This window comes from Rhodococcus sp. IEGM1428, assembly GCF_050321865.1.
Taxonomy (GTDB): Bacteria; Actinomycetota; Actinomycetes; order Mycobacteriales; family Mycobacteriaceae; genus Rhodococcoides.
Genome location: NZ_JBNQFW010000001.1, coordinates 91,416 through 116,184, shown reverse-complemented (window position 1 = coordinate 116,184; position 24,769 = coordinate 91,416). Strand labels below are relative to the sequence as shown.

Annotated in this window: 19 protein-coding genes; 3 read left to right on the top strand and 16 right to left on the bottom strand. The window is 65.0% G+C overall.

What is annotated here, in order from left to right:
- Positions 1-37: 37 nt before the first annotated feature.
- The gene (locus tag ACQR3T_RS00595) at positions 38-1,303 is read right to left on the bottom strand and encodes an MFS transporter (protein ID WP_428692210.1); all 1,266 of its coding nucleotides are present in this window, start codon (positions 1,301-1,303) and stop codon (positions 38-40) included.
- A 39-nt stretch (positions 1,304-1,342) separates the two neighbouring features.
- Here ACQR3T_RS00595 and ACQR3T_RS00590 point away from each other — a divergent pair, with 39 nt between their 5' ends.
- Entirely contained in the window at positions 1,343-3,376 is a 2,034-nt protein-coding gene (locus ACQR3T_RS00590) for a DUF2232 domain-containing protein (protein ID WP_428692209.1), read from the top strand.
- On the top strand, positions 3,373-4,110 hold the full coding sequence (locus tag ACQR3T_RS00585; RefSeq protein WP_428692208.1) for an energy-coupling factor transporter transmembrane component T family protein: 738 nt from the start codon (positions 3,373-3,375) through the stop codon (positions 4,108-4,110). Before ACQR3T_RS00590 ends, ACQR3T_RS00585 begins: the two co-directional genes overlap by 4 nt.
- 3 nt (positions 4,111-4,113) lie before the next feature.
- Here ACQR3T_RS00585 and ACQR3T_RS00580 read toward each other — a convergent pair whose 3' ends face one another.
- The 14 genes from ACQR3T_RS00580 to ACQR3T_RS00515 form a co-directional block, all read right to left on the bottom strand.
- The gene (locus ACQR3T_RS00580) at positions 4,114-5,721 is read right to left on the bottom strand and encodes a VWA domain-containing protein (RefSeq protein ID WP_428692207.1); all 1,608 of its coding nucleotides are present in this window, start codon (positions 5,719-5,721) and stop codon (positions 4,114-4,116) included.
- A gap of 149 nt (positions 5,722-5,870) precedes the next feature.
- Complete coding sequence (locus ACQR3T_RS00575) at positions 5,871-7,526, bottom strand: substrate-binding domain-containing protein (protein ID WP_428692206.1); 1,656 nt, start codon at positions 7,524-7,526, stop codon at positions 5,871-5,873.
- Positions 7,527-7,598: 72 nt separating this feature from the next.
- Positions 7,599-8,030: a type II toxin-antitoxin system Rv0910 family toxin gene (locus ACQR3T_RS00570; protein ID WP_032377358.1), complete on the bottom strand. Its 432-nt coding sequence runs from the start codon at positions 8,028-8,030 to the stop codon at positions 7,599-7,601.
- An 83-nt stretch (positions 8,031-8,113) separates the two neighbouring features.
- On the bottom strand, positions 8,114-9,748 hold the full coding sequence (locus tag ACQR3T_RS00565; protein WP_428692205.1) for a solute symporter family protein: 1,635 nt from the start codon (positions 9,746-9,748) through the stop codon (positions 8,114-8,116).
- Positions 9,745-10,044 carry a DUF485 domain-containing protein gene (locus tag ACQR3T_RS00560; RefSeq protein WP_428693022.1) on the bottom strand — a complete coding sequence of 100 codons (300 nt, stop codon included), beginning with the start codon at positions 10,042-10,044 and terminating at the stop codon, positions 9,745-9,747. Before ACQR3T_RS00560 ends, ACQR3T_RS00565 begins: the two co-directional genes overlap by 4 nt.
- A gap of 197 nt (positions 10,045-10,241) precedes the next feature.
- Positions 10,242-11,984 carry a cation acetate symporter gene (locus tag ACQR3T_RS00555; protein ID WP_032377360.1) on the bottom strand — a complete coding sequence of 581 codons (1,743 nt, stop codon included), beginning with the start codon at positions 11,982-11,984 and terminating at the stop codon, positions 10,242-10,244.
- Between the two features lie 6 nt (positions 11,985-11,990).
- A complete protein-coding gene (locus tag ACQR3T_RS00550; RefSeq protein WP_230594602.1) occupies positions 11,991-12,296 on the bottom strand; it encodes a hypothetical protein in 306 nt (101 codons plus the stop codon).
- A gap of 67 nt (positions 12,297-12,363) precedes the next feature.
- The gene (locus ACQR3T_RS00545) at positions 12,364-13,164 is read right to left on the bottom strand and encodes a LytR/AlgR family response regulator transcription factor (RefSeq protein WP_032377362.1); all 801 of its coding nucleotides are present in this window, start codon (positions 13,162-13,164) and stop codon (positions 12,364-12,366) included.
- Positions 13,161-14,333: a sensor histidine kinase gene (locus ACQR3T_RS00540; protein ID WP_428692204.1), complete on the bottom strand. Its 1,173-nt coding sequence runs from the start codon at positions 14,331-14,333 to the stop codon at positions 13,161-13,163. Before ACQR3T_RS00540 ends, ACQR3T_RS00545 begins: the two co-directional genes overlap by 4 nt.
- Positions 14,330-15,511: an alpha/beta hydrolase family protein gene (locus ACQR3T_RS00535; RefSeq protein WP_428692203.1), complete on the bottom strand. Its 1,182-nt coding sequence runs from the start codon at positions 15,509-15,511 to the stop codon at positions 14,330-14,332. Before ACQR3T_RS00535 ends, ACQR3T_RS00540 begins: the two co-directional genes overlap by 4 nt.
- A gap of 28 nt (positions 15,512-15,539) precedes the next feature.
- Positions 15,540-17,168: a Na+/H+ antiporter gene (locus ACQR3T_RS00530; RefSeq protein ID WP_428692202.1), complete on the bottom strand. Its 1,629-nt coding sequence runs from the start codon at positions 17,166-17,168 to the stop codon at positions 15,540-15,542.
- Between the two features lie 78 nt (positions 17,169-17,246).
- Positions 17,247-17,435, bottom strand: a complete 189-nt coding sequence (locus tag ACQR3T_RS00525; RefSeq protein ID WP_032377365.1) for an antitoxin — start codon at positions 17,433-17,435, stop codon at positions 17,247-17,249.
- Positions 17,436-17,475: 40 nt separating this feature from the next.
- A complete protein-coding gene (locus tag ACQR3T_RS00520; RefSeq protein WP_428692201.1) occupies positions 17,476-19,890 on the bottom strand; it encodes an HAD-IC family P-type ATPase in 2,415 nt (804 codons plus the stop codon).
- A gap of 23 nt (positions 19,891-19,913) precedes the next feature.
- Entirely contained in the window at positions 19,914-21,029 is a 1,116-nt protein-coding gene (locus tag ACQR3T_RS00515; protein ID WP_428692200.1) for an MBL fold metallo-hydrolase, read from the bottom strand.
- 94 nt (positions 21,030-21,123) lie between these two features.
- Here ACQR3T_RS00515 and htpG point away from each other — a divergent pair, with 94 nt between their 5' ends.
- On the top strand, positions 21,124-23,049 hold the full coding sequence (gene htpG, locus ACQR3T_RS00510; protein WP_037175500.1) for a molecular chaperone HtpG: 1,926 nt from the start codon (positions 21,124-21,126) through the stop codon (positions 23,047-23,049).
- Between the two features lie 64 nt (positions 23,050-23,113).
- On the opposite strand, the gene ACQR3T_RS00505 is transcribed toward htpG, so the two are convergent.
- Positions 23,114-24,760 (bottom strand): purine-cytosine permease family protein, encoded by a 1,647-nt coding sequence (locus tag ACQR3T_RS00505; RefSeq protein ID WP_428692199.1) that lies wholly within the window; start codon positions 24,758-24,760, stop codon positions 23,114-23,116.
- Positions 24,761-24,769: the final 9 nt, after the last annotated feature.

Genomic DNA, 24,769 nt, shown 5'->3' with positions numbered 1-24,769 from the left:
ACGTAAGAATCCCAGCCTGAGCGCGGAAAGCCCTTTTTTACGAGGGCTTTCCGCGCTTTCCTGTTCTCACGCTCACCACGGCAGCAACCGCACAGAGGCCGGCCGCACCGAACCACGCCATCGTGTACGCCCCGGTCGCGTCCCGCACTACGCCTGCGACGACCGATGCGATACCGGCACCGATCTGGTGTGAGGCGAACACCCATCCGAACACCAGCGAGCCTCGATCACCGAAGACCTCTCGACACAGCGCAATCGTGGGCGGAACCGTTGCAACCCAATCCAATCCGTAGATCACCACGAAGATCACGATCGACGGCTGGATGGTCGCGGACAGCAACCACGGCAGGAACAGCAGCGATACGCCACGAAATCCGTAGTACGCCGCCAGTAGGTAACGCGGGTCGACGCGGTCGGTGAGCCACCCCGATCCGATGGTCCCGACGATGTCGAAGATTCCCACCACCGCCAGCAGTCCCGCTGCGGTGGTTTCGTGCATTCCATGGTCGTGTGCGGACGGGATGAAGTGAGTTCCGATGAGCCCGTTCGTCGTCGCGCCACAGATCGCGAAGCCCACTACGAGAGCCCAGAACGTACGAACGCGGCTCGCATCACGCAACGCCTGTATCGCGGCCCTGGCAGGATTCACCGTCGGGTCCGTAGCCACCGCCGTGTAGCCCTCCGGCGCTCCGTACGGTGTCACTCCGATGTCCGCAGGCATATTTCGCAGCCACCGCAGCACGAACGGGACCACGATCAGCGAGCCACCCGCGATGAGGAACGACGCGGCCCGCCAACCCGACCTGTCGACGAGTTGCGCGATCACGGGCAGGAAGATCAGCTGCCCCGTCGCGCTGCCTGCCGTCAAGATGCCCGACACGAGGCCACGACGCCGCACGAACCACCGATTGGTCACCACCGCCGCAAAGACCAGAGCCATCGATCCGGTGCCGAGACCGATCATGACGCCCCAGGTCAACACCAACTGCCACGCCTCGGTGACGAAGACACTGAGAGCGCTGCCTGCCGCGACGATCGTCAACGCAATCGACGTCACCGCCCGGATTCCGAAGCGATCCATCAGGGCTGCGGCGAACGGAGCCGTCAGGCCGAAGAGCACCAGATTGACGCCCACCGCCAGCGACAGCATCGACCGCGGCCAACCGAACTCCTCCTGCAACGGCACCATCAACACGCTCGGTGCCGCACGGAAGCCTGCTGCACCGACAAGGGCGAGGAATGCCACGGCCGCGACGATCCACGCCGGATGAATCCGCCTGCGGGTCCCGATCTCGGAAGTCACGAAGACAGTGTGCCTCAGCTGAGCTGGCACACTGGAGCGGTGACCGTCAGTTTTCCCCGCACTCCGAAGTCAGGGCCCCTCGGCCCTCAGGAATTGGCGACCGCCGCGGTCATGAGCAGCTTCACTGTCGCGTTGACGGTGATCGGTGTGCTCGTGCCCATGGCAACGATTCTTCAGGTCGTCGCGGCCATTCCCATGTCGGTGGTCGCGCTTCGGTATCGGACGCGCGCGCTGCTCACCGCTGCGGTAGCAGGCACCCTCGTCGGATTTGTCGCCGCCGGAACTCAGACGGCCCTCACCGTGGCCAGCGCCGCGCTGTTGGGCGGCCTGGTCGGGCGGGCGAAGCGCAAAAAGCAAGGACTGTTCGGCGTGCTGGTCACCTCGATGGTCGTCGGGCCGGCGCTCGGGGCTCTGACGGTCTTTCTGCTCCTGATCCTCGTTCCGCTACGCACGTTGTTCCTCGACACCCTCCGCAACACCCTGGAGGGAGTGTCCAGGTTGCTCGAGCGCACGTCGGCCTTGCAAGGTGCCGCCGACGTGCTCCGCAGCAGCTCCACCGCGGTGCTCGACAACTGGTGGTGGTGGGTCGGCGGTTCGATCGCATTCGGGATCGTCACCGGAACGCTGTTCGCCTGGCTGATCCTCACCGCCATCCTCGACCGTCTCTCCACCATCCCCACTCCCGAGGCACTGGTCTCGAGCACGGACGACGAGGAGATCGGACCACTGCCGGTCACCCTCACCTCGGTCGGATATCGGTACCCGGGAAGCGCCACGGCTGCGTTGACAGGAGTCGAACTCCACATCGGACAGGGTGAATTTGTCGCGATCGTCGGCCACAACGGCTCCGGAAAATCGACACTGACGAGGATCCTCGCCGGCCTCGAACCGTCGGAAGGCACAGTGAACAGGCCCGGCGCAACCGGACTCGGTCGGTACGGTGGCACCGCAATGGTTCTGCAGCGACCCGAGAGCCAGATCCTGGGCACTCGCGTCGCCGACGACGTGGTGTGGGGACTGCCGCCCGGCGACTCCCGTCCCGACGTCGACGCCCTGCTCGACGAGGTAGGTCTCGGCGGCATGGGTGCCCGCGACACCGCATCCCTGTCCGGCGGCGAGATGCAGCGCCTGGCCGTGGCCGCGGCCCTGGCCCGCCGTCCCGCCCTGCTCATTGCCGATGAGGCAACCGCCATGATCGACGCTGCCGGCCGCGAGCATCTGGTCTCGCTCCTCGCCGAACTACCTCGCAGACACGGCATGTCGGTCGTGCTCGTCACCCACCATGTCTCCGAAACCGTTGCCGCAGATCGCGTCGTACATTTGCACGAGGGGTATCAGGTACAGCACGACTCGGGGTGGATGCAACCGAATACTGCAAATGCTGCTGTACTGCAGGACAATTCGAGCCAACGCCTGCTCGAAGTAGCCGACGTTCGGCACACCTACAACCGTCGCACCCCCTGGGCGCAGGCCGCACTGAACGGGATCGACATCACAGTCAAGCGTGGTGAAGGAGTTCTCGTTCTCGGCGGAAACGGCTCGGGTAAGTCCACTCTCGCCTGGATCATGGCCGGACTCACCGGCCCGACGAAGGGCACCGCACAGCTCGACGGCAAGGCCATGACCACCCGGGTGGGCGACGTCGGACTGGCATTCCAGCATTCCCGCCTACAGTTGCAGCGCCGCACCGTCTCCGAGGACATCGCCGCGGCAGCCGGGCCCGAAACCGGTTCTGCCACAGTCTCGGCCGCCATGGATGCGGTCGGCCTCGACAGGTCTCTTGCTGCCCGCGAGATCGATTCGCTCAGCGGTGGTCAGATGCGACGCGTGGTGCTGGCCGGGCTCATTGCGCGTCGGCCTCGCGTGCTGGTTCTCGACGAGCCTCTGGCCGGCCTCGATCCACCCGGCCGCGACGACATCATCGGCGTTCTCGCCGGACTACGTGAACGCGGCGTCGGGATCGTCGTCATCTCACACGATGTGGACGGCATGGACACCGTCTGCAGCCGCACCATCACGATGTCCGACGGCCACATCGTCTCCGACTCGATCCTGGGGAGTGTGCCCTCGTGACCACCGTCGTACTGCGTCAGGTCCCCCGGCTCTCGCCGATCCATCGGCTGTGGGCCGGCACCAAACTCGTCGTCGTGCTGCTCCTCAGCGTCACTCTCGTGGTGGCACCGACGTGGCCCGCGCTCGGAATCGTGTTCGGACTGTTGGTGATCGCCGCGATCGTTGCGCACGTTCCGATCACGGCGCTGCCGCGTCCACCGTGGTGGATCTGGGCCTTGTTCGGCGTCGGAGCCTTGATCAATCTGCCGATCGGCAGCGCAGCAGTGCTGGTGTACCTGCGTGCGACGCTCTTCGTCTTCGTGCTGCTCGGTGCCTCGATGATGATCGGCTGGACCACCTCGATGAGTGACGTAGCCCCGGCCGTATCGAAACTCGGCGCACCCCTGAAGAAGCTGAAACTGCCGGTCGACGAGTGGGCGATCGCCGTGGCGTTGAGCCTGCGATCGCTTCCACTGTTGATCGAAGAGATGCGAACCCTCAACGCGGCCCGACGCCTTCGCCCCAAGCCCGTTGTGAACAGTGCCTCGGACAATTCGCTGGTCGACATCGTCACGACGGTCATGTCGGTGGCAATCCGACGGGCCGACGAGATGGGTACGGCCATCACCGCTCGCGGCGGCACCGGGATGATCACCGCCACCGACTCTCGCTTCAAAGCCTCGGACGCCCTGACACTGGCCGTGGTGACAGTGGCCTGCGCCGCAGCCATCTCCATCAGCTTCCTGTGGGGCTGAGGGCTATTCGCCCGCGAGGCGCTCGGTGCGAGAGTTCAACGCCTTCACGAACACATCGGGGATGTCTCGCGGATCCTCGGCGATGTAGCTCGTTCCACCCGTGACCGCTGAAATCTGTTGCAGTGCAACAGGATCTGCATCACTGGTGACGCCGACGGTAACGATGACGATGGGCCGCACCGGATCTTGTTCCTTCTGCAGCGCTGCCAGCAACTGATCCAGCGTGATACTGCCGTCGTCTTCGTTGGCTCCGTCGGTCAGGATGATGACGCTGTTGACGTAGTTCGGGTCGTAGCCCTCCTTGACCCGGCGGAATGCGGCCAGAGTGGTGTCGTACAGCCCGGTTCCGCCTCCGACCAGAGCAGGTAGACCACGAATGGCGTCGAGGATCGCCTGGCGTTGTGGCTTGCCGCCGAACGTGTTGCTCACCGGACCGAGCGGCACCAGTTCTCGATAATCCTGTTTCCCACCGCCGAGCCCGATGGAGAAAGCCCACAGACCCATCTGAGTCTGGTCACTGAACAGATCGTTGGCACCGACCGATGCATCGACAGTCAACGCGATGCGAGTCGAGTCACCCGATTTCGCGGCCATCGAACCGGATACGTCCTCGACGACGAGGGTGCGCAACGGCAGCGCGAGTACGGCCCAATCTCGCAGTGTCGTCTCGATGGACAGGGGGTTCTTGATCTCCAGCGAGGCCACGGATCCGACACCCTTGCCGTCGGGCAGCGGGGTGCCGCTCGCGGTACGGAAGCCGGCCGCGACAAGCGTGTCGGTGGCCGACTGGGTGGCCAGGACCGAGGCCAATGCCGCTCCGGCTTCCTTGACACGGTCGTAATCGGGCCCGGCCGGAGTGGTCACCGCCAACGGATAGTTGAGGAAGTAGCTGCCCGTCGGAGGAACCGACTCGGTGAGCGCCGCGCCCGGGTTGTCCGCCTCGTAGGCGAGCAACGCCTGCTCGGTAGCCACGCTCGTGCCACCCTCGGCGGCCACCTGGGCCACCAGATCCGGGGTGTCGTGGGGAGCGTCGGCAATCCGTCCGAAGTCCTGCGCCATGGGTACCAACGCTGCGGATACGGCCTTGGCATCCGAGATCGCGACCTCGGATTCGGCAAGCGCGCCGAGAATGGCCGCGTTCGACGCACTGCTGGTGAGGGGATCACCGATGCGTTGCCCGGGAAGTTGCAACACGCTGAGCCACGTATCGGTGACCGGCACCGCGTCGGACTTCGAGACCAGAACGGGCACCGTGTTCGCGACGGACGTCTTCGCCAGCTCGGGCAGAGCACCGGTCGAGCGCAGGGTCTTGAGCAGCCACAGCGTCGAATCCGGGATCCACAGGTCCGGGCGGTTCTCGGTGCCCGCGATCTCCGTCGCAGTATCGGTGGGACGCTCGGAGCGGACATCGAAGTTCACGCACCCACGATCGAACTCGCCGGCCCGAGAGACGATCTGCTGCACCGGCTCGGCGATGGACGCGTCCACCGCGAGCGAGACGGTGTCGAGGGAATCGCAGGAATCCGCACCGGATGCACGGACGGCCTGGACGCCGAACCAGCCGCCCGCCGCGACCACGACTACCGCGAGCGCAGCTGCGCCCCAGGTCACGACAGGATTGAACCTACGACTGCTGCCGCTGTGACGTCCCGACATCGACTTCGCCCCCTACTTCGACCCCCGACACACCTCTGCGCCACGGTTACTCCGCACTACCCCAGGTGACGGAGAGCACGCGGCGCACAGCATAGCCGCTCCCGTCACCGACCGGAACGGCTCCTCAGCGCATTCACGAAGACATTCGGGATTTCGGCCGGATTTCGCGCAACGAAGCTCGAACCACCGGTAGCAGCCGAAATTTGCTGCAGCACACCGGCATCGGCGTCGTCGGTGATGCCGATGGTGACGATGACGACCGGCTTGGACGGGTCCTGCTCGGCGCGCAGGGTCGACAACAGCTCGTCGAGCGAGATGCTGTCTGGATCCTCGTTGGTGCCGTCGGTGAGGATGATGACACTGTTCACGGCATCGGGGTCGTATCCCTCCTGCACGGTACGGAACGCTGCCAACGTGGTGTCGTAGAGGCCGGTACCGCCCCCGACCAGCGACGGAAGGGTTCGAGTCTGCTGCAGCAGCACCTCGCGCTGAGTGGTGTTGCCGACCTTCTCGTCCATGCGCCGGATCGGTGCCAGCTCTTTGTAGTCCTGGCTGCTGCCGCCGAGTCCGATCGAAAATGCCCACAAGCCCATCGACGCGTTGTCGGGGAACAGGCGATTGCCGGTCTCGCTGGCCTGCACCGTCATGGCGATGCGGGTATTCGCACCGGCGCTGTAGTTCATCGATCCGGAGACGTCTTCCATCACCAATGCCCGCGAGGGAAGCGCCAGCACCTGATACTGCTTCAGCGTCGACTCGGCGGCCTGCTGATCGGCAATCGTCAGGGGCGTCACCTCCCCGATCCCACGGTCGGAATCCAACACTGCATTGTCCGCGGAGCGCAGGGGTGCATTGTCCGCGGAGCGGAACCCGGCCTCGGACAACGCCTGTTGGCCCTGCTCGGATTCGATGGCCGCCGCCAGAGCCGTTCCGACGGACTTCGCGGCCTCGTGTCGGTCGCCTGCAGGCTCGGTCACGGCCAGCGGAAAGTTCAGGAAGATGCTGCCCGTCGGCGGTACCGTCGCACCGAGATTGTTGTCGTTGTCGATCTGGTACTGCAGGAAGGTCTGCTCCGAGACCACGGCAACTCCGCCGTCGGCGACCACGTCGTCCAGACGAGCATTCGGATCGGCCTCACCGCGGGTCGCGGCCTGAGCCTGTGCGATGGGCACGAGCGCCGCCGAGACCGAGTCGAGGGCCTTCTCGTCCGATCCGGCCTCGGCCACCGCGCCCAGGATCGCCGCGTCGGACATGGTGTTGGTCAACGGGTTTCCGATACGCAGGCCTTCGAGCTTCAAGGCAGTGAGCCACGTGTCGAAGAACGGCACCTCGTCCTTGCGGGCAGCGAGCACAGCGGGGGTACTGGCCACCGACTGACTCGCGAGGTCGATCAGCGACGCGGTGGACCGGACGGTCTTGCCGACCCACAGTGACGAATCCGGAATCCAGAGAGAGGGAACATCGGCACCCTTGGCCACCGCGGCCGAGACCTGACCCGATTCGCTCGCAGTCACGTCGATCCGAGCGCAATCCAGTTCCTCTGCGGACGTGCCGTCGACGATCTTCTGCAGCGCCGGCGCGATCGCGGGATCCGCGGCCAGCGAGTAGGACGCGGGGTCGCCGCATTCGGAACCGAAGGCCTTCTGTGCAACGACCACGCCGCCTGCGACCACGACGAGGAGCGCGACGGCAATGACGCCGTACTTCACCACTCCTCTACTGCTCGTCGTGGACGACGAAGCACTGTGCCTACCGGGCATGACATGACCTCTCCGTAGCGAGCGAGAGGGAGAAGTTCGCCCGCCCCGCCGTTCGGTTCGCCAGATACTACGTCAGGCGTAGATCTTGACGAACGTCTTCAACGAGTTCTCGATGTCGCCCTTGAGTGCACGGGCCACGCCGGAACCGATCGGACCGAACAGCGGTGCACCGCCCAGATTGATGTCGATGGTGATCTCGGAACCGTCGCCCTTGGATTTCACGGACATGTTCAATCCGATCTTGACTCCGCCCTTGCCGTTGCCCTTGAGCTCGAGCTTCTTGGGCGGATCGTAGGACTCGATCTTCCAGGACACCCGGTTGCGCATACCCTTCACGCTGGCGATCGAGTCGAGGGTGGTGCCGACGGCAAGCTGCTCGGGCAGCTCCCCCCGCCACGCCTCGTGGATGGAGAGCCACTGCTCGTACCCGGACAGATCGGACGCGTGCTCCCACGTCTGTTCGGGGGTCAGTGGGACGTCGAGGGAAACCTTCAGCTTGGCCACAGCAGGGATGGTAACCGCTGCGCGAGAAGTGCCCGTGTGAGGCCTTGCTCACACGGGCACTTCTCGACGCGTCTACAGGTGTACTAGTGCGCGCTGGCCTTCTCCGCACCGATGCCGGTGAGGGAGCGAACCTCCATTTCGGCCTGCTTGTCGGTGTTCTCGGTGTCCTTCGAGATCAGTGTTCCGACGATGCCGAGGATGAATGCCAACGGGATCGACACGATGCCCGGGTTGGAGAGCGGGAACCAGGCGAAGTCCGAGCCGGGAATCATCGACGTCTTCGATCCCGATACGGCCGGGGAGAAGATGATCAGCACGATCGTCGAGATCAGGCCGCCGTACATGCTGAACAGTGCGCCCGTGGTGGTGAAGCGACGCCAGAACAGCGAGTACAGAATGGTCGGCAGGTTCGCGGCCGCCGCGACGGCGAACGCGAGTGCCACCAGGAAGGCGATGTTCTGCCCGTTGGCGAGGATGCCGAGGCCGATGGCCAGGATGCCGATGACGACGGCCGTGATCCGCGAGACCTTGACCTGCTTCTTGTCGTCGACCTTGCCCTTCTTGATGACGCTCGCGTAGATGTCGTGAGCGAACGACGCCGACGCGGTGATCGTCAAGCCGGCGACCACGGCGAGGATGGTCGCGAAGGCGACCGCCGAGATGACACCGAGCAGAATGACGCCGCCGAGCTCGAACGCCAACAGCGGGGCCGCGGAGTTCTGACCGCCGGCCGAGGCCAGGATGCGGTCGGGTCCGACGATCGCCGCGGCACCGTAGCCGAGCACGAGGGTGAACAGGTAGAACGCGCCGATGAGCGCGATGGCCCACACGACGCTGCGACGAGCTTCCTTGGCGGTGGGCACCGTGTAGAAGCGCATCAGTACGTGCGGCAGACCCGCGGTGCCGAGCACGAGTGCGATACCGAGCGAGAGGAAGTTGATCTTGGAGGTGGCACTGCCGCCGTACTGAGCACCGGGCTCGATGACGTCGCGGGCACCGACGATCGGGTCGGCCGAGCTCGACACCATCGCCTGAGCGCTACCGAGAAGCTCGGAGAAGTTCAGGCCGAACTTCGCGAGCACGAGAACGGTCATGAATGCGGCGCCGGCGATGAGCAGAACGGCCTTGATGATCTGCACCCAGGTGGTGCCCTTCATGCCGCCGATGAGCACGTACGCGATCATCAGCACACCGACGATGGCGATGACGATGGACTGCCCGGTGCGGTCGGAGATGTCGAGCAACAATGCGACGAGTCCGCCGGCACCTGCCATCTGTGCGAGCAGGTAGAACAGCGAGACGGTCAAGGTGGACAACGCAGCCGCGGTGCGAACCGGGCCTTGCTTGAGCCGGAAGCTCAGCACGTCCGCCATGGTGAATTTGCCGGTATTCCTGAGCAACTCGGCCACCAGGAGCAGCGCGACGAGCCAGGCGACGAGGAAGCCGATGGAGTACAGGAAGCCGTCGTAGCCATACACGGCGATGGCACCGGCGATACCGAGAAAGCTTGCCGCGGAAAGGTAGTCGCCGGCGATGGCGACGCCGTTCTGAGGCCCGGAGAATCCGCCACCTGCGGTGAAGAACTCCGCGGAGGTCGCGTTCTTCTTCGATGCGCGAATGACGACGGCCATCGTGATGATGACGAACGCGCCGAAGATCGCGATGTTGACGAGTGGTTCGCCGACGGTGGTGTCGGCGGCCTGGGCTAATACGTTCACGACTTCGCTCCCTGGGAGGCTTCCATCTCGGCGCGCAAGGCTGCGGCGCGAGGATCGAGTTCACGGTTGGCGAACTTCACGTAGATGCCGGTGATGGCGAACGTCGTGACGAACTGGCCGAGGCCGAGCAGTAGGCCGACATTGATGTTGCCCCACACCTTGGTCGACATGAAGTCGACGGCGTAGGTGCTCAGCAGCACGTAGATGACGTACCAGACCAGGAAGAACCCGGCCATCGGGAACACGAAGCTACGCAGGCGGTGTCGGAGTTCCTGGAACTCGGGACTGGCTTGCATGTCGACGAACGCTTGCGCGTCCGGTGGCGAATTGGTTTCCGGTGCGGTCACCTTGGACTCCTGAAGTAGATGTGAGCTCTAGCTGAGTCGGAACAGTAATGAGAGTCAGGTCACAAAATCAGGAGGTGGCATCGATCACACGGCGGGCTGCGGGAGTGTGCGACGAGCGGTCGAGAATGGCAGATGAGCGGTGCGCCCTACAGTTCGCGCTCTCGGTCTTTGCCCATGTCGAGGCCCTCGGGCAGGTGCAGTCGGGCGAAGATGCGGGAGATGTCCGACGGCACCGTTTTTCGGGTGGCGAGGCTGACGACGATCATCGCGGCGAAGGCGACGGGAACGCTGACTGCGGCCGGGTAGCCGAGTATCGCTGCCGCCCAACCGCCGAGCACGCCGTCGGAGATGGGGGTGACGACGGAGATCGACGCGGCCACCAGGGAGATCCCACCGCCGAGGAACAGCCCGGTTGCTGCTCCTGCTGCAGTCAGTCCGCGCCACCAGATCCCGAGTACGAGCAGTGGGCACAGGGTGGACGCCGCGACTGCGAACACGAGCCCGACGGTGCGTGAGAGGTCGAGTGAGACAACGCCGATCGACAGGGCGAGCGGTACAGCGCCGGCGAGTATCGCGGCGACGCGGAAGTCTCGCACTTTGCCCGAGAGCACATCGGTACTCAACACTCCGGCGATGCTGACCAGCAGACCGGACGAGGTCGACAGGAACGCCGCGATGGCACCGGCGGCCACGAGAGCGGCGAGCAGCTGCCCTGGAATTCCGGACAGCACGGAGCCGGGCAACAGCAGTACCGCGGCGTCCGATGCTCCGGTGATGAGCAGTTGCGGTACGTACAGGCGAGCGAAGACGCCGAGCACCGTGGGGAACAAGTAGAACATGCCGAGCAACGCCAGGACGGTCAACGAGGTGAGACGCGCGGCTCGGCCGTCCGGGTTGGTGTAGAACCGCACCAGCACGTGCGGCAGTCCGAGGGTTCCGAGGAACGTGGCCAGGATCAGCGAATACACCTGATACAGCGGATGCGCGCCGCCCAGTCCCCCGCCGGGCATCGCCCATGCCCTGTCGGTGGTCGGCGCTCCCGCCACCACAGGGACGGGCGAGCCTGCGTCCAACGTGAGCACAGTGCCCGATCCCAGTTCGTGTTCGCCTGCCTCGAGACGCACTCGGCCGTCGACGCTCCCGCCATCGAGGGTGCCGGCCACGGATACGACGATCGGTGAATCCACCTGTACGAGAACATCGGTGGTGATGTCGACCACGGTCTGCTCGGACACGGTCGGTGGGGCCGGGCTGCCGACGCTGCGGTCGTCCGAATAGAAGTGCACGGCCAACACCAATGCCGGGATCGCGATCGCGGTGAGCTTGAGCCAGTACTGGAACGCCTGCACGAAGGTGATCGAGCGCATTCCACCGCCGACGACGTTGGCGATGACGATGAGCCCGACAGCCAGGGCCCCGACCCAACCCGGTACCCCGAGGAGGATGTTCAGGGTCAGGCCCGCGCCCTGGAACTGCGGCACCAGATACAGCGCGCAGATGACCACCACCACCAGCATGGCCACGGTGCGCAACCATGGTGCACCGAGCCGGAACTCGACGAAATCCGGCACCGTGTACGCGCCACTCCTGCGCAGGGGCGCGGCGACGAACAGCAGTAGACCCAGGTAACCCGCGGTGAAGCCCACGGGATACCACAGCGCATCGGCACCGTATTTGGCTATGAGACCGGCGACACCGAGAAACGATGCAGCAGAAAGATATTCACCGCTGATGGCTGCGGCGTTCCACCGCGGCCCGACCGAACGCGAGGCCACCAGAAAGTCCGAGGTGGTGCGGGCCAACCGAACTCCGTAGACGCCGATGCCCACGGTGGCCGCAGCTGCCAGGAGCAGCGCGATCACCGTTGCGACGGGAATGGACTGGTTCACCGGTGCCTAGTCCTCGACCAGACCGACGAACTCCGTCTCGTTGCGCTCGGCTCGGCGCACGTACGCCCAGCCGACCCCGAAGAGCAGCGGATAAATTGCCACCCCCAGTACCAACCACGGCAACCCGATACCCAGCAGGGCGACATCGGTGAAACGCTCGAGCAGCAAGCCCGACAACGGGATTGCGAACAGTATCGACAGCGTCATCACCGCCAACCGCACCGACAGGAGCAGTTGGGCACGAACGAGACTACGAACCAGAGCGTCGCCCACCTCGGTTTGCTCCTGCACTTCGACGCGGGTGCGCACCATCCGTGCGCCGCGACGCTGCGAGAGTACGACGCGCTGCCGATGCGGCTGGCTCACCGCGCACCCCTGATCATCGCGACGACCACGATTGCAGCGGCCCGCGGACCAGTCTGTCCTTGAGCTCCCTGGCGTGCCTGCGGCTCACCGGCAACTCGCAGGCAGCCAGATCGCCGCTGCCCCGCAAGCACACCACCAGACCCGAACCGACGCTGCGGATTCCCGTCACCAGTCGCAGCGAGACCAGATAGGAGCGGTGCACTCGCAGGAATCCTGCATCGGCCCAGCGACTTTCGAGTGCCGAGATCGGTATCCGCACGAGGTGCGAGCCGGTACCGGTATGCAATCTGGCGTAGTCACCGTCGGCCTCGACCCAGGCAACCGAGGACCGGTGCACCAACGTGGTGGTTCCGCCGAGTTCGACCGGAATCACCTCGTCGGCGGAGGTGTCGGCGGCCTGCGCCGGTCGACGGCGGGCAACCAGGACGCGTCGAACGGCCTCGGCGAGCCGATCCTCACGCAGTGGCTTGAGCAGATAGTCCACGGCACCCAGATCGTATGCGGCGAGTGCCCGATCGTCGTGGGCGGTGACGAACACGACGGCGGGTGGCCGCGCGAAGGCCGACAGGATGCCGGCCAGTTCGAGTCCGTCGAGGCCGGGCATGTTGATGTCGAGGAACACGGCTTCGACAACCGGTTGCGCGGAGGTCTGCTGGAGCTGCCGTAGCGCGGTGGTCGCGTCCTGCGCGGTGAACACCTCGGAGACGGCGTCCTGCTCGCGTAGCAGGAAGGCGAGCTCGTCCAACGCGGGGCGCTCGTCGTCCACCGCGAGCACGACCAATCCGCGTCCGCTCGAGGTTCCGGCCTGCGTCATGCCCGCACACCCGGCCTGAATTTCGGCACGCGCATGCTCACCTTGGTGCCTGCGCCCGGTGCGGTGTCCACGACGAGACCGTAGTCGTTTCCGAAGGCCGCCCGCAGCCGATCGTCCACGTTCGCCAATCCGACATGAGCCGCGTCCTCGGTGTGCAGGCTGCCCGACCGCAGCACCTCGGGGTCCATCCCCACACCGTCGTCCTCGATGCTGATCACCGCGTCGGTGCCCTCGTCGGCCGCGATGATCGTCACGCGACCGCCGTCCGCCTTGCCCGACAGGCCGTGCCGGACGGCGTTCTCCACGAGCGGCTGCAGCGCGAGGAACGGCAGCGCAACCCCCAACACCTCGGGCGCGACCTGCAACGAGACCTGCAACGAATCACCGAAGCGAGCGCGCTCGAGCGTCAGATACCGGTCGATGTTGCGAAGTTCGTCCGCGAGCACGGTGAACTCGCCTGCATTGCGGAACGAATATCGAGTGAAATCGGCGAACTCGAGCACCAGTTCCCGGGCCCGATCCGGATCGGTACGGACGAACGACGCGATGGTGCCCAGCGCGTTGTAGATGAAGTGTGGGCTGATCTGCGCCCGGAGCGCCCGCACCTCGGCGCGGTCCAACCGAGCCCTCGAGGCATCGAGTTCGGCGAGCTCGATCTGTCCGCACGCGTAACGCGCGACCTCGGCGATGGCACCGAGCACGCCGGGCCCCGGCTCGTCGACCATGGCCGCACCCAATACCCCGACCACGGGCGAATCGTCGGCTACCAGCGGCTGCGCCACCAGCGCCTTCACCGGGTGGATCGAACCGAGCGGCAGGCGCACCAGCACTCGCCGCTGCCCGTCCACGGCTCGCTTCGCCGCCTCCACGAACGCCGGTGTCAGCTCGTCCCACGGACCGTCCCAGGCCAGCAGGGAACCGTCGGGATCGCAGATACCGAGCGCGTCCGCGCCGGTCAGTACCCGCAGATGCGGCGCGGCGGCCGATGCCGAGCGGGCGTCGAGACCGTCACGCAGCGGCTTGGCCGCCAGGGATGCGGTGTGCAGGGTGGCGTGCACGGCTCGTTCGGCCGGTGTGGTCAGATCGCGTCGACCACGCAGGCTGATGACTGCGATCACCGTGACGATCAGCGCCACGATCACCGCCAGCCAGGCCAGGGCAGCCGTCATCGCCCGCACGTACCCGACGTCGGTACGTTCAGGAATCGTTCGACGAGCCAGTCGACTCCGGTGGCGTTGGCTGCCAGCTCGGCGTGGCCCTGTTGCGGTTCGGACCTGAACTCGACGTCGTCGCCCATGCTGCAGGCCGTCGCAACGGCATCCCGAGTCCACTGCGGATCGATCAGGTCGTCGCGCTCGCCGACCAGTACGAACAGCGGAACGTCGGTGCGCGACGTGGGCAGCGCCACCGATTCGAGCCAGTCCGTCATCCGATTCGCTGCCTGCTCGGTGGCCGGGAGAGCATCGGCCGGGTCGATGACAGCTCCGGCGTCGGCCTTCGAGAAGCCGAGCAGATCGCTGCACGCCGTCAGTGCGGTCACGTTGTCGGCGAACGTGCCGCGGATGTAGTCCGAGCGCTCGGCACTCGGATCCGCGACGTGCAGACCCTCGAACAGGTACGGCACCAGCAGCTGGCGCGGCAAGGTCTGTTCGGTCTCGGGGGCGAGGATGCGAGTCAGATCCGCGGTGGGCGAGAGCGCCGCGGCACCCACCAACTGCAAGCCGTCGCCGTAGTCTGCGCTGTGCTCGGCAGCTGCCCAGACCGCTTGCCCACCTTGGGAAGTGCCCACTGCACCCCACCGGGTACCGACGTCGGGCACCACGTTACGGGCCGCACGCACCGCGTCGATGACGTCGTAGGCGGCGGCGTCCCGGTCGAGGTACGCCGGGTCCCCCGGTGTCCCGAGCCCCTGGTAGTCGGTCACCACCACCACGGTGCCGCGCTCGAGGAACGGCGTCACCAATCCGATGGTGCCCAACAGATTCGGGTAGAGCGAGGGTGCACATTCGTCGGTGACGCCGGTGGTGCCGTGCCCCACCGACACGATCGGCCAGCCGCCCGGAGGCGCAGAACCTTTGGGCACGAACACCGTTCCCGACGTCTCGGTACCGCCACCGCTCACCCCGTCGGTGGTGCGGTAGACGATCTTGAAGGCCGTTCCACCGAGGTACGCGACGCCGATGTCGACCTGGCCCAGCTGCATCGACGACACGATCGCGCCGCGTTCGGAGCCCTCGGGCGCAGCAATCGCAGCAGGGACGGACGGTTCTGTCGGTGACGCCGGCGTGCTGCAGGCGGACAAAGCGAACGCCAGTGCCGTGGCCGCCACCAACCCGCTCGACCTCACTGTCTCTGCGCTCCTACATTGTGTTCGTCTACATCGTGCGTCGTTGGATGCGGGCCTCGGCCGCAATCTCTTCCACGTCCAGACCATTCAACACTGCGCGCAGAGCTTCGTCGTCCAGCTCCCCCGAGTCGCGGGCGGCGACCAGCGCCGCCCGCTGCGCGACCAGCACGTTGTGCCGCAGGGTATCGAACAGCGCTCCGGCCGCCGCGATTCGCTTCTCCCTGTCCTCGGTCTCGTCCGCGTCCAATCGTGCCCGCACCGAACGACGTACGCGCGAGATCACCTCGGCTACCCGATCGCTGTCGACGCCCGCGATTCCGTCCTTCGCGGCACGCTCGAGGTAGGTCTCGGCGGCGGTGCGGGCGATGGCCTGCGAGAGCAATCGCTGATTGTCGGTGCGTTGCTGCTCGAGTGGATCGGCGACGTCGAGTCGGCGGATCAGCAGCGGAAGTGTCAGGCCCTGCAGCAGCAACGTTCCGACCGCGACGACGAACGCGACGGCCTGAATCACTGCGCGACCGGGGAATTCGTCCCCCACCACCGTCGTCAACGGCACACCGGCGGCCGCGGCAAGCGTCACCACTCCGCGCATGCCCGCCCACGAGAGCACCAGGTTCTGCTGCCAGCTCAGACCGGTCTCACGTGGTGCCTTTCGCCGAAACAGTCTGCGAAACAACATATGTCGACCGGAATTGACGAAAATCCAGGCAGGACGGACGGCCATGACCACCACGAGCACCACCAGCGCGTATCCGAATACGTGGTGGACCGGCAGCCCCTCGCGTTGCACTTCCTCGATCACGAATTTCAGCTGTAAACCCATGTAGGCGAACACGAACGCCTCCAGGAGCAGATCAAGCGTGGGCCACACCTGGCGTTCCTGGACCCGAGTGGTGACCGAGACGTCTGCGGTGATGCGTCCCAACACGAAGCCTGCGGTGACAACGGCCAGGACACCGGAGGCATGAATTTCCTCCGCCGCCAGAAAGGCCGCGAACGGCAGCACGAGACCGAGCACTGTCTCGAGGGCCGAGTCGGCGATGCGCTTGCGGATGAACCGGACGATGCGCGACAGGACCAGCCCGACCAGAACGCCCCCGACGATCTCGTAGCCGAAGTACAACACCGGTGAGCCCAGTTCGATGCGGCTACCCGTCACCGACGCCACGGCCAGGGTGAACAGGGTCAGTGCGGCCGCGTCGTTCACCAAGCTCTCGCCGGTGAGGATGGCCATCATTCTCGCGGGGAGGCCGAGCTTGCGGCCGACGGCGATCGCAGACACCGCATCGGGCGGGGCCACGACGGCACCGAGCACCAGGGCCGCACCGAGCGTCAGTTCGGGAATCAGCAGATTCGCGAACCAGCCGACGGCGACCGTCGTCACGATCACCATGACCAGTCCGAGCCGAAGGATCTGGCCGAGGTTCCGGCGGAAGGTGACGAACGAGAAATCGAGCGCAGCCGAGTAGAGCAGCGGCGGAAGCACCACGCCGAGGATCAGCTGAGGCGAGAGACTCACATGCGGAACGCCGGGAACGAACGACGCGATCGACCCGACGGTGACCAGAACGAGCGGGACCTGAAGGTCCAGACGCTTGGCGAAACCGGCAACGGCGATCGCGAAGATGACTACGAGAAGAAGAATCGGTCCGTCCACCGACACGATTGTGCCGTCAGCCGCACACTATGGCGCGACCGACGGCCGCTATGACGAGCTCCGGACGACCGGTACGTCCTACTTGTCCGGAATTGCCTTCTTGGCTGCTTCCTGAACCTTGTCGATCTTGTCGGAGTACTTGCCACCGGTCTTGTTGTCGATGAAGTCCCCCGCCTTCTCGACGACGTCGTCGATCTTGTCCGAGTTCTCGGCCGCAAGGTCCTTGCCCTTGTCGACGATGCCCTTCAGATTGTCTGCGAAGCCCATGACTGTCTCCTGTCGCTGGAATGATCGAACACCTGGAAGCTTACGTTTTGTACTGCGTGTTGCGTAGTGATGTTCGATTGCGCAGTGCCGATCCGAACCGGTGCGCGACCTCGACGAGCGCGATTCCGATGCCGCCGATGATCAATGCACTGGTGGTGGCTCCGATGTTGGACGGGTCGAGCTTGAAGAAGGTACGGCAGAACGGGATTGCGAACAGCAACAGGTAACCGCCGACCGATCCGGCGAGAAGCAGGATCTTCCACCAGTTGTACGGCCGTGCCACGACGGCCAACACCCACAGCGCGATCATGATCAAGGTGATCAGCGCGGTCGTGCTGGCCTGCGTCACCTGAGTCTCGGTGGCGTTCGGGCCCGCGTACACCAGCAGGTAGGACACGAACGTGCACGAGCCGACGATCAGTCCGGACGGGACGGCCAGCCGCATCACCCGCGAGACGAACCCGCTGCGCGCTCGCTCGTTGTTGGGAGCGAGCGAGAGCACGAACGCCGGAATGCCGATGGTGAACCACGCCGCGATCGTCACGTGTCGCGGTAGGAACGGGTACGGAATCGGCTCGAAGTGGAAGATCTGCGACAGCACACCCGAAAGCCCGATGAGAAACGCCAACAGCACCGAGTACACGGTCTTGGTCAGGAACAGATTGGAGACTCGCTCGATGTTGCCGATGACACGTCGCCCCTCCCCCACGACATAAGGCAGAGTGGCGAACTTGTTGTCCAACAACACGATCTGCGCGACGGCTCGCGTGGCCGCACTTCCCGAGCCCATCGAGACCCCGATATCGGCATCCTTGAGAGCCAGCACGTCGTTGACGCCGTCCCCGGTCATCGCGACCGTGTGGCCGCGAGATTGCAACGCGCCTACCATCGCCCGCTTCTGGTCGGGCCGGACGCGGCCGAACGTGGTGGAATTCGCGAGAGTGTCGGCCAGCTTCTCGGAGTCCTCGGGCAGCTCTCGCGCGTCGATCGGGGCGTCGCCGCCGGGTAAGCCGAGCGACCCGGCAACCGCACCGACCGAGACGGCATTGTCGCCGGAAATGACCTTCACCTCGACGTGCTGACTTGCGAAGTAGTCCAACGTCTCTCGGGCGTCCTCGCGCACCTTCTGCTCGAGAATCACCAGCGCTCGCGGGGTCACGATGCCGGGTGCCGCTGCGTCGTCGACGGGGAGGTCGCTGCTGGCGAGCAGCAATACCCGCAGGCCTTTCGAACCGGTGGATTCGGCCAGTCGAGCCGTCTCGGAGCTCGGGTCGAGCAACACGTCGGGGGCGCCCAGCAGCCAGTTTCCGTGCTCCCCGTACGACAGGCCGCTCCACTTCTTGGCCGAGGAGAACGGGGCCACGGCGCTCTGCGTCCACCCCGGCGAGTCGGGGTACGCCTCGCCGACGGCCTGCACGCTCGCGTTGGGCCGCGGGTCGTCGTGCGCCAGAGATGCGAGAGCGGCTGTGGCAGAATCGGAATCGCTGTCGTCGATCAATACCAACTCGTGTAGCCGCATCCCGTTCTCGGTGAGCGTGCCGGTCTTGTCTGCGCACACCACGTCGACCCGGGCGAGTCCTTCGATCGCAGGCAGCTCCTGCACCAGGCATTGCCGTTGACCGAGCCGGATCACACCCACCGCGAACGCGATCGACGTCATCAGCACCAGGCCCTCGGGGACCATCGGAACGAGCGCGGCCACCATGCCGTTGAGGGCCGGCCTCAAAGCCTGCCCGCTGGAGAACAATTGGTTGTAGATGATGAGCGCGCCGGCCGGAATCATCAGGTACGTGATGAACTTCAAGATCTTGTCGATACCGCTGCGCAGCTCGGACTTGACCAGGGTGAACTTGCTGGCCTCCTCGGCGAGCTTGGCCGCGTAGGCATCGCGTCCCACCTTCGTCGCGCGATACGCCCCGCTGCCCGAGACCACGAAGCTGCCCGAAAGTACTTGCGCTGCCTGAAGTTTGTGCACCGTGTCGGCTTCACCGGTGAGCAACGACTCGTCGATCTCGAGGCTCGCGGTCTCGATCACCTCGCCGTCGACGACGATCTGATCACCGGGCCCCAGTTCGACGATGTCGCCGAGAACGACCTCGTCGGGCGGAATCTGTTGCGAGACACCGTCGCGTCGTACCTGCGGCTTGTTCTGACCGACGATCGCCAGCCGATCCAGCGTGCGCTTGGCGCGAATCTCCTGAATGATGCCGATGCCACTGTTCGCGACGATCAACAGCCCGAACATGCCATCGATCACCGAACCCGTCGAGAGCACGATGATCAACAGCACGCCGAGAATTGCGTTGATGCGAGTGAACACGTTGCCGCGGACGATGTCGCGAACCGAACGAGAAGCGCGGGCCGGAACGTCGTTCGATTTTCCCTCGGACTTGAGCCTGGCGACTTCCGCCTCGGTCAGCCCGGAATCACGCTGCGCATCGGCGTCGATAGACATGCGTGCAGCTTAAACCTGTTCGGTCAGCCCAGCCGGGACCACCAACGATCGTCGTGCAGGGTTCGCGTGCCGTCTATGCGCTGCCCCGGCATCGGCACCGCCACCTGCACTCCGACGTCCTGCGCGGCGGCGTGCAGGCGCACGATCGGCTCGGACCACGGGTGAAAAGCCAGGTTGAACGTCGCCCAGTGAATAGGCACGAAGATGCCCGACGCCGTCAGATCCACGTGCGCGGTGACCGCTTCCTCCGGATTCATGTGGATGTCCGGCCACCGCACGTCGTAGGCACCGACGGGAAGAAGCGTCAGATCGAAGGGGCCGTAGTTGCTGCCGATCTCGGCGAACTTCGGTGTGTAGCCGGTGTCGCCGCCGAAGAAGACGCGTCGCACCGGACCGGCGAAGGCCCAGGACGCCCACTGCGTCGAGTCCCGGGTCAGACCGCGGCCCGAGAAGTGCCGAGCCTCGGTGCACGTGACGGTGAGGCCACCGAGGTTCGTCTGCTCGTCCCAGTCCAGTTCGATGATGCGTTCCTCGGGCACCCGCCACTTGCGCAGGTGCGCGCCGGTTCCCAGCGGCACCACGAACGGTGCCGACTGCGTGCTCGCCAACTTCTGCACCGTTGCCTTGTCGAGATGGTCGTAGTGATCGTGGGAGATCACGATGGCGTCGACCCGCGGCAGGTCGATCAACTCGACCGGCGTCGGATGCAGCCGCGCCGGACCCACCACCGAGGACGGGGACACGCGATTGCTCCACACCGGGTCGGCGAGAACGCGATAGCCGTCGACCTCGATGAGCACACTCGAGTGTCCGTACCAGGTGACCGCCAGCTCGCCCGCGTCCACCGGCGCGATCGGCGGTGCCAGCGGAATCGGCCGCTGCGGCCTGCCCTTGCCGCGTTCGGTGACGAGCGAGACGAACATGTTCTTCTCGCCCTTCTCGCCGCGCCCGGGCACGTAGCTGGAACTGGGGTCGGAGTTGTGGAACCGGCGATCGCGGTATCGCGGGGACCCGGCGGCGTAGGGAGTGATGTGCACTCGCCGGGCACCGATGGCCGACGGCAGACCCCACAGGGCACGCGCCAACCATGCCCCGCTCAACGCTGCCGTGGCTCCCAGTACGAACTTCGTCTTCGTCACGGCCACCACAGTAGGCGGCGCCGACGTCTTCGCAGCTCACCCGTAGCCTTGCCGTAGAATATTCGCGTCGGTTTTGCTGCTAGAAGGGGAGACATTGAGTACCGAACAGCTCGAATTCCAGGCGGAGACGCGTCAGCTCCTGGATCTGATGGTGCACTCCATCTACTCCAACAAGGACAGCTTTCTCCGTGAACTGATCTCGAACTCCTCGGACGCGCTGGACAAGCTGCGCCTGGAGTCGTACCGCAACAAGGACTTGGACGTCGACGTCTCGGATCTGCACATCGAGATCGATATCGACTCCGCGGCCCGCACCCTCACCATCCGCGACAACGGCATCGGCATGTCCCGCTCCGAGGTGATCGACCTGATCGGCACGCTGGCGAAGTCCGGTACCGCCGAGGTCCGCAAGAAGCTCAAGGAAGCCAAGGATGCAGCTGCTTCCGAGGAATTGATCGGCCAGTTCGGCATCGGCTTCTACTCCACGTTCATGGTGGCCGAGAAGGTCACGCTGCTCACCCGCAAGGCAGGCGAGAGCACAGCCACCAAGTGGGAGTCCACCGGCGAGGGCACCTACGAGATCACCGACGTCGACGACGCCCCGCAGGGCTCCTCGGTGACGTTGGCGCTCAAGCCGGCCGACGAGGAGGACCACCTCCACGATTACGCGTCCGAGCGCAAGATCAAGGAACTGGTCAAGAAGTACTCCGACTTCATCGCCTGGCCCATTCGCATCGACGTCGAGAAGCGCGTCAAGAGCGAAGAGGAAGGCGGCGAGGACACGGTCACGATCGAGACCGAAACGATCAACTCACAGAAGGCACTGTGGACCCGCTCCAAGGACGAGGTGTCCGAGGAGGAGTACAAGGAGTTCTACAAGCACGTCAGCCACGCCTGGGACGAGCCGCTCGAGGTCATCCCGTTCAAGGCCGAGGGCACGTTCGAATACCAAGCGCTGCTGTTCATTCCGTCGCAGGCACCGTTCGACCTCTTCATGCGCGAGAGCAAGGCGGGCGTGCACCTGTACGTCAAGCGCGTGTTCATCATGGACGACTCGCAGGAACTGCTGCCCGAGTACCTGCGCTTCGTCAAGGGTGTCGTGGACGCAGCGGACCTCTCGCTCAACGTCTCTCGCGAGATCCTGCAGCAGGACCGGCAGATCCGCGCGATCCGTCGACGCCTCACCAAGAAGGTGCTCTCGACGGTCAAGGAACTGCAGAGCGAGCAGCCCGACAAGTACAAGACGCTGTGGTCGCAGTTCGGCACGGTCCTCAAGGAAGGCCTGATCTCCGACAACGACAACCGCGAAACCCTGTTGGGCATCGCGTCGTTCGCGTCCACCAACTCCGAGGAGGGCGTGACCACCCTCGCCGAGTACGTGGACCGGATGAAGGACGGCCAGCAGCAGATCTACTACATGACGGGCGAATCGCGTCAGCAGATCGAGAGCTCGCCGCACATGGAGGCGTTCAAGGCGCGCGGGCTCGAGGTGCTGCTGCTCACCGATTCGGTCGACGAGGTGTGGGTCGGCAACGTCACCGACTTCGACGGAAAGTCGTTCCAGTCCATCGCCAAGGGCGAGGTGGACCTCGACACGGAAGAGGAGAAGAAGGAGTCCGAGGCCAAGCGCGAGGAGCAGGACAAGGAATTCGCAGACCTGCTGACCTGGCTCACCGAGACCCTCGGCGAGGACGTCAAAGAGGTACGTCTGTCGACCCGTCTGACGACGTCACCGGCCTGCGTCGTCGGCGACGAGTTCAGCTTCTCCCCGCAGCTCGAGAAGATGTACAAGGCCTCGGGCCAGTTCGTGCCGACCTCCAAGCGGATCCTCGAACTCAACCCCACCCATGATCTGGTGACGGGATTGAAGAAGGCCCGCGAGGATCGCAGTGACGACCCGCACCTCGCCGAGACCGCCGAATTGCTCTACGCCACGGCACTTCTCGCCGAGGGTACGGAACTGAAGGATCCGGCCAAGTTCTCCCGACTGTTGGCCGAGAGGTTGACCCGCACGGTGTAGGGCTTCGCCCTCGTGCGCGTTTTGCGTACTTCTGACTACGCAAAACGCGCACGAGGGGGGTGGGTCACTGCGGAGGCAGGATGTGCTCCCCCGTCTTGTCGGTGCTCAGCGAGAGCGAACTGATGTACTGCTTCTCGCCGTCCGGCCCCGGCACGTTGGATGCGATCATGTCGGGTCGCTCGAATTCCATGCCGCTGACATGGCACATCACGAGCGCGTCGGACGGGTTACCGTGCTCGTCGAACATCGGCAGGTCGATACCGTCGTCGGTGCGTCGCAGGTAGTACTTGCCCTTGGTTGCCACCGCCAGGATGGGTGGAAGCACCAGTGCGAGAACGAGAGCCACGATCGGCGAGTACGGCTTGATCGCGGACCCGAATGCCCCGAAGAAGACCAGAATCGACAGGATTGCCGAGGCCGCCATGGATCCGAAGCCGACCGGGTTGATGTTGTAGAGCATGCCGCGTCGGAACTCGGGCACCTTGGGCGAGAGCTTCAGGATGTACTTGTTGAACACGATGTCCGAGGCCACGACGGCAATCCACGCGATGCCGCAGTTGGCGTAGAAGCCGAGGATGTTGTTGAGGAAGCTGAACATGTTGGCTTCCATCAGGATCAGTGCGATCGCGAGGTTGAACAGGACGAACACCATGCGACCCGGATACGTCTTGGTGATGCGGGTGTAGGAGTTGGTCCACGCCAGTGATCCCGAGTAGGCGTTGGTGACGTTGATCTTGATCTGGCTGATGACGACCAGGATCACCGCGAGGGTCATGGCGAGCCAGCCGGGCATGAAGTTCTCGTAGATCTCCAGGAACTGGTGCACCGGCTCGTTGGCGATGGTGGATCCGTCGACGACGTTGGCGATCAGGTACACGGCGAGGAAGAGTCCGACGACCTGCTTGAGAGCACCGAAGATCACCCAGCCCGGTCCGGCGAGAAGCACTGCAGTCCACCAGCGCCGGGAATTCTCCGGAGTCTTGGGCGGCATGAATCGCAGGTAGTCGATCTGCTCGGCGATCTGCGCGATGAGCGAGAGACACACGCCGGCCGCGAGCATCACCGATCCGATGTTGACGCCCTTGCCGTCGGCCCCGTCCTGGCCGCCGAAGGCGAAGAACTCGCCGACCGAATCGGGATTGCTGATCACCAGGTAGACGAACGGCAGCACCATCAGCACCAGCCACAGCGGGGTGGTCCAGACCTGAAGCTTGGCAAGGGCTTTCATGCCGTAGATGACCAACGGGATCACCATGATCGTCGATACCGCGTACCCGATGGGCAACGGAATATTCAGTCCCAGCTCGAGTCCCTGCGCCATGATCGAACCTTCGAGCGCGAAGAAGATGAACGTGAACGTCGCAAAGATGACGTTGGTGACCACCGACCCGTAGTAGCCGAATCCGCTTCCCCGAGTGATCAAATCGAGGTCGATGTTGTAGCGGGCAGCATAGTAGGCGAGCGGGAGCCCGGTCAGGAAGATCACGACGGCGAACACCAGGATGCCCCAGAGCGCGTTGCCGGTCCCGTACGAGATTCCGATGTTGGCACCGATGGCGAAGTCCGCGAGATACGCGATTCCGCCGAGCGCGGACGTCGCGACAACACCGGTTCCCCATTTACGGTAGCTACGCGGCGCGAAGCGCAGCGTGTAGTCCTCGAGCGTCTCTTTCAGCGCGGTGTCTGTCGGCGCAGGCTGTACGGCGGTCATGGATCAGTA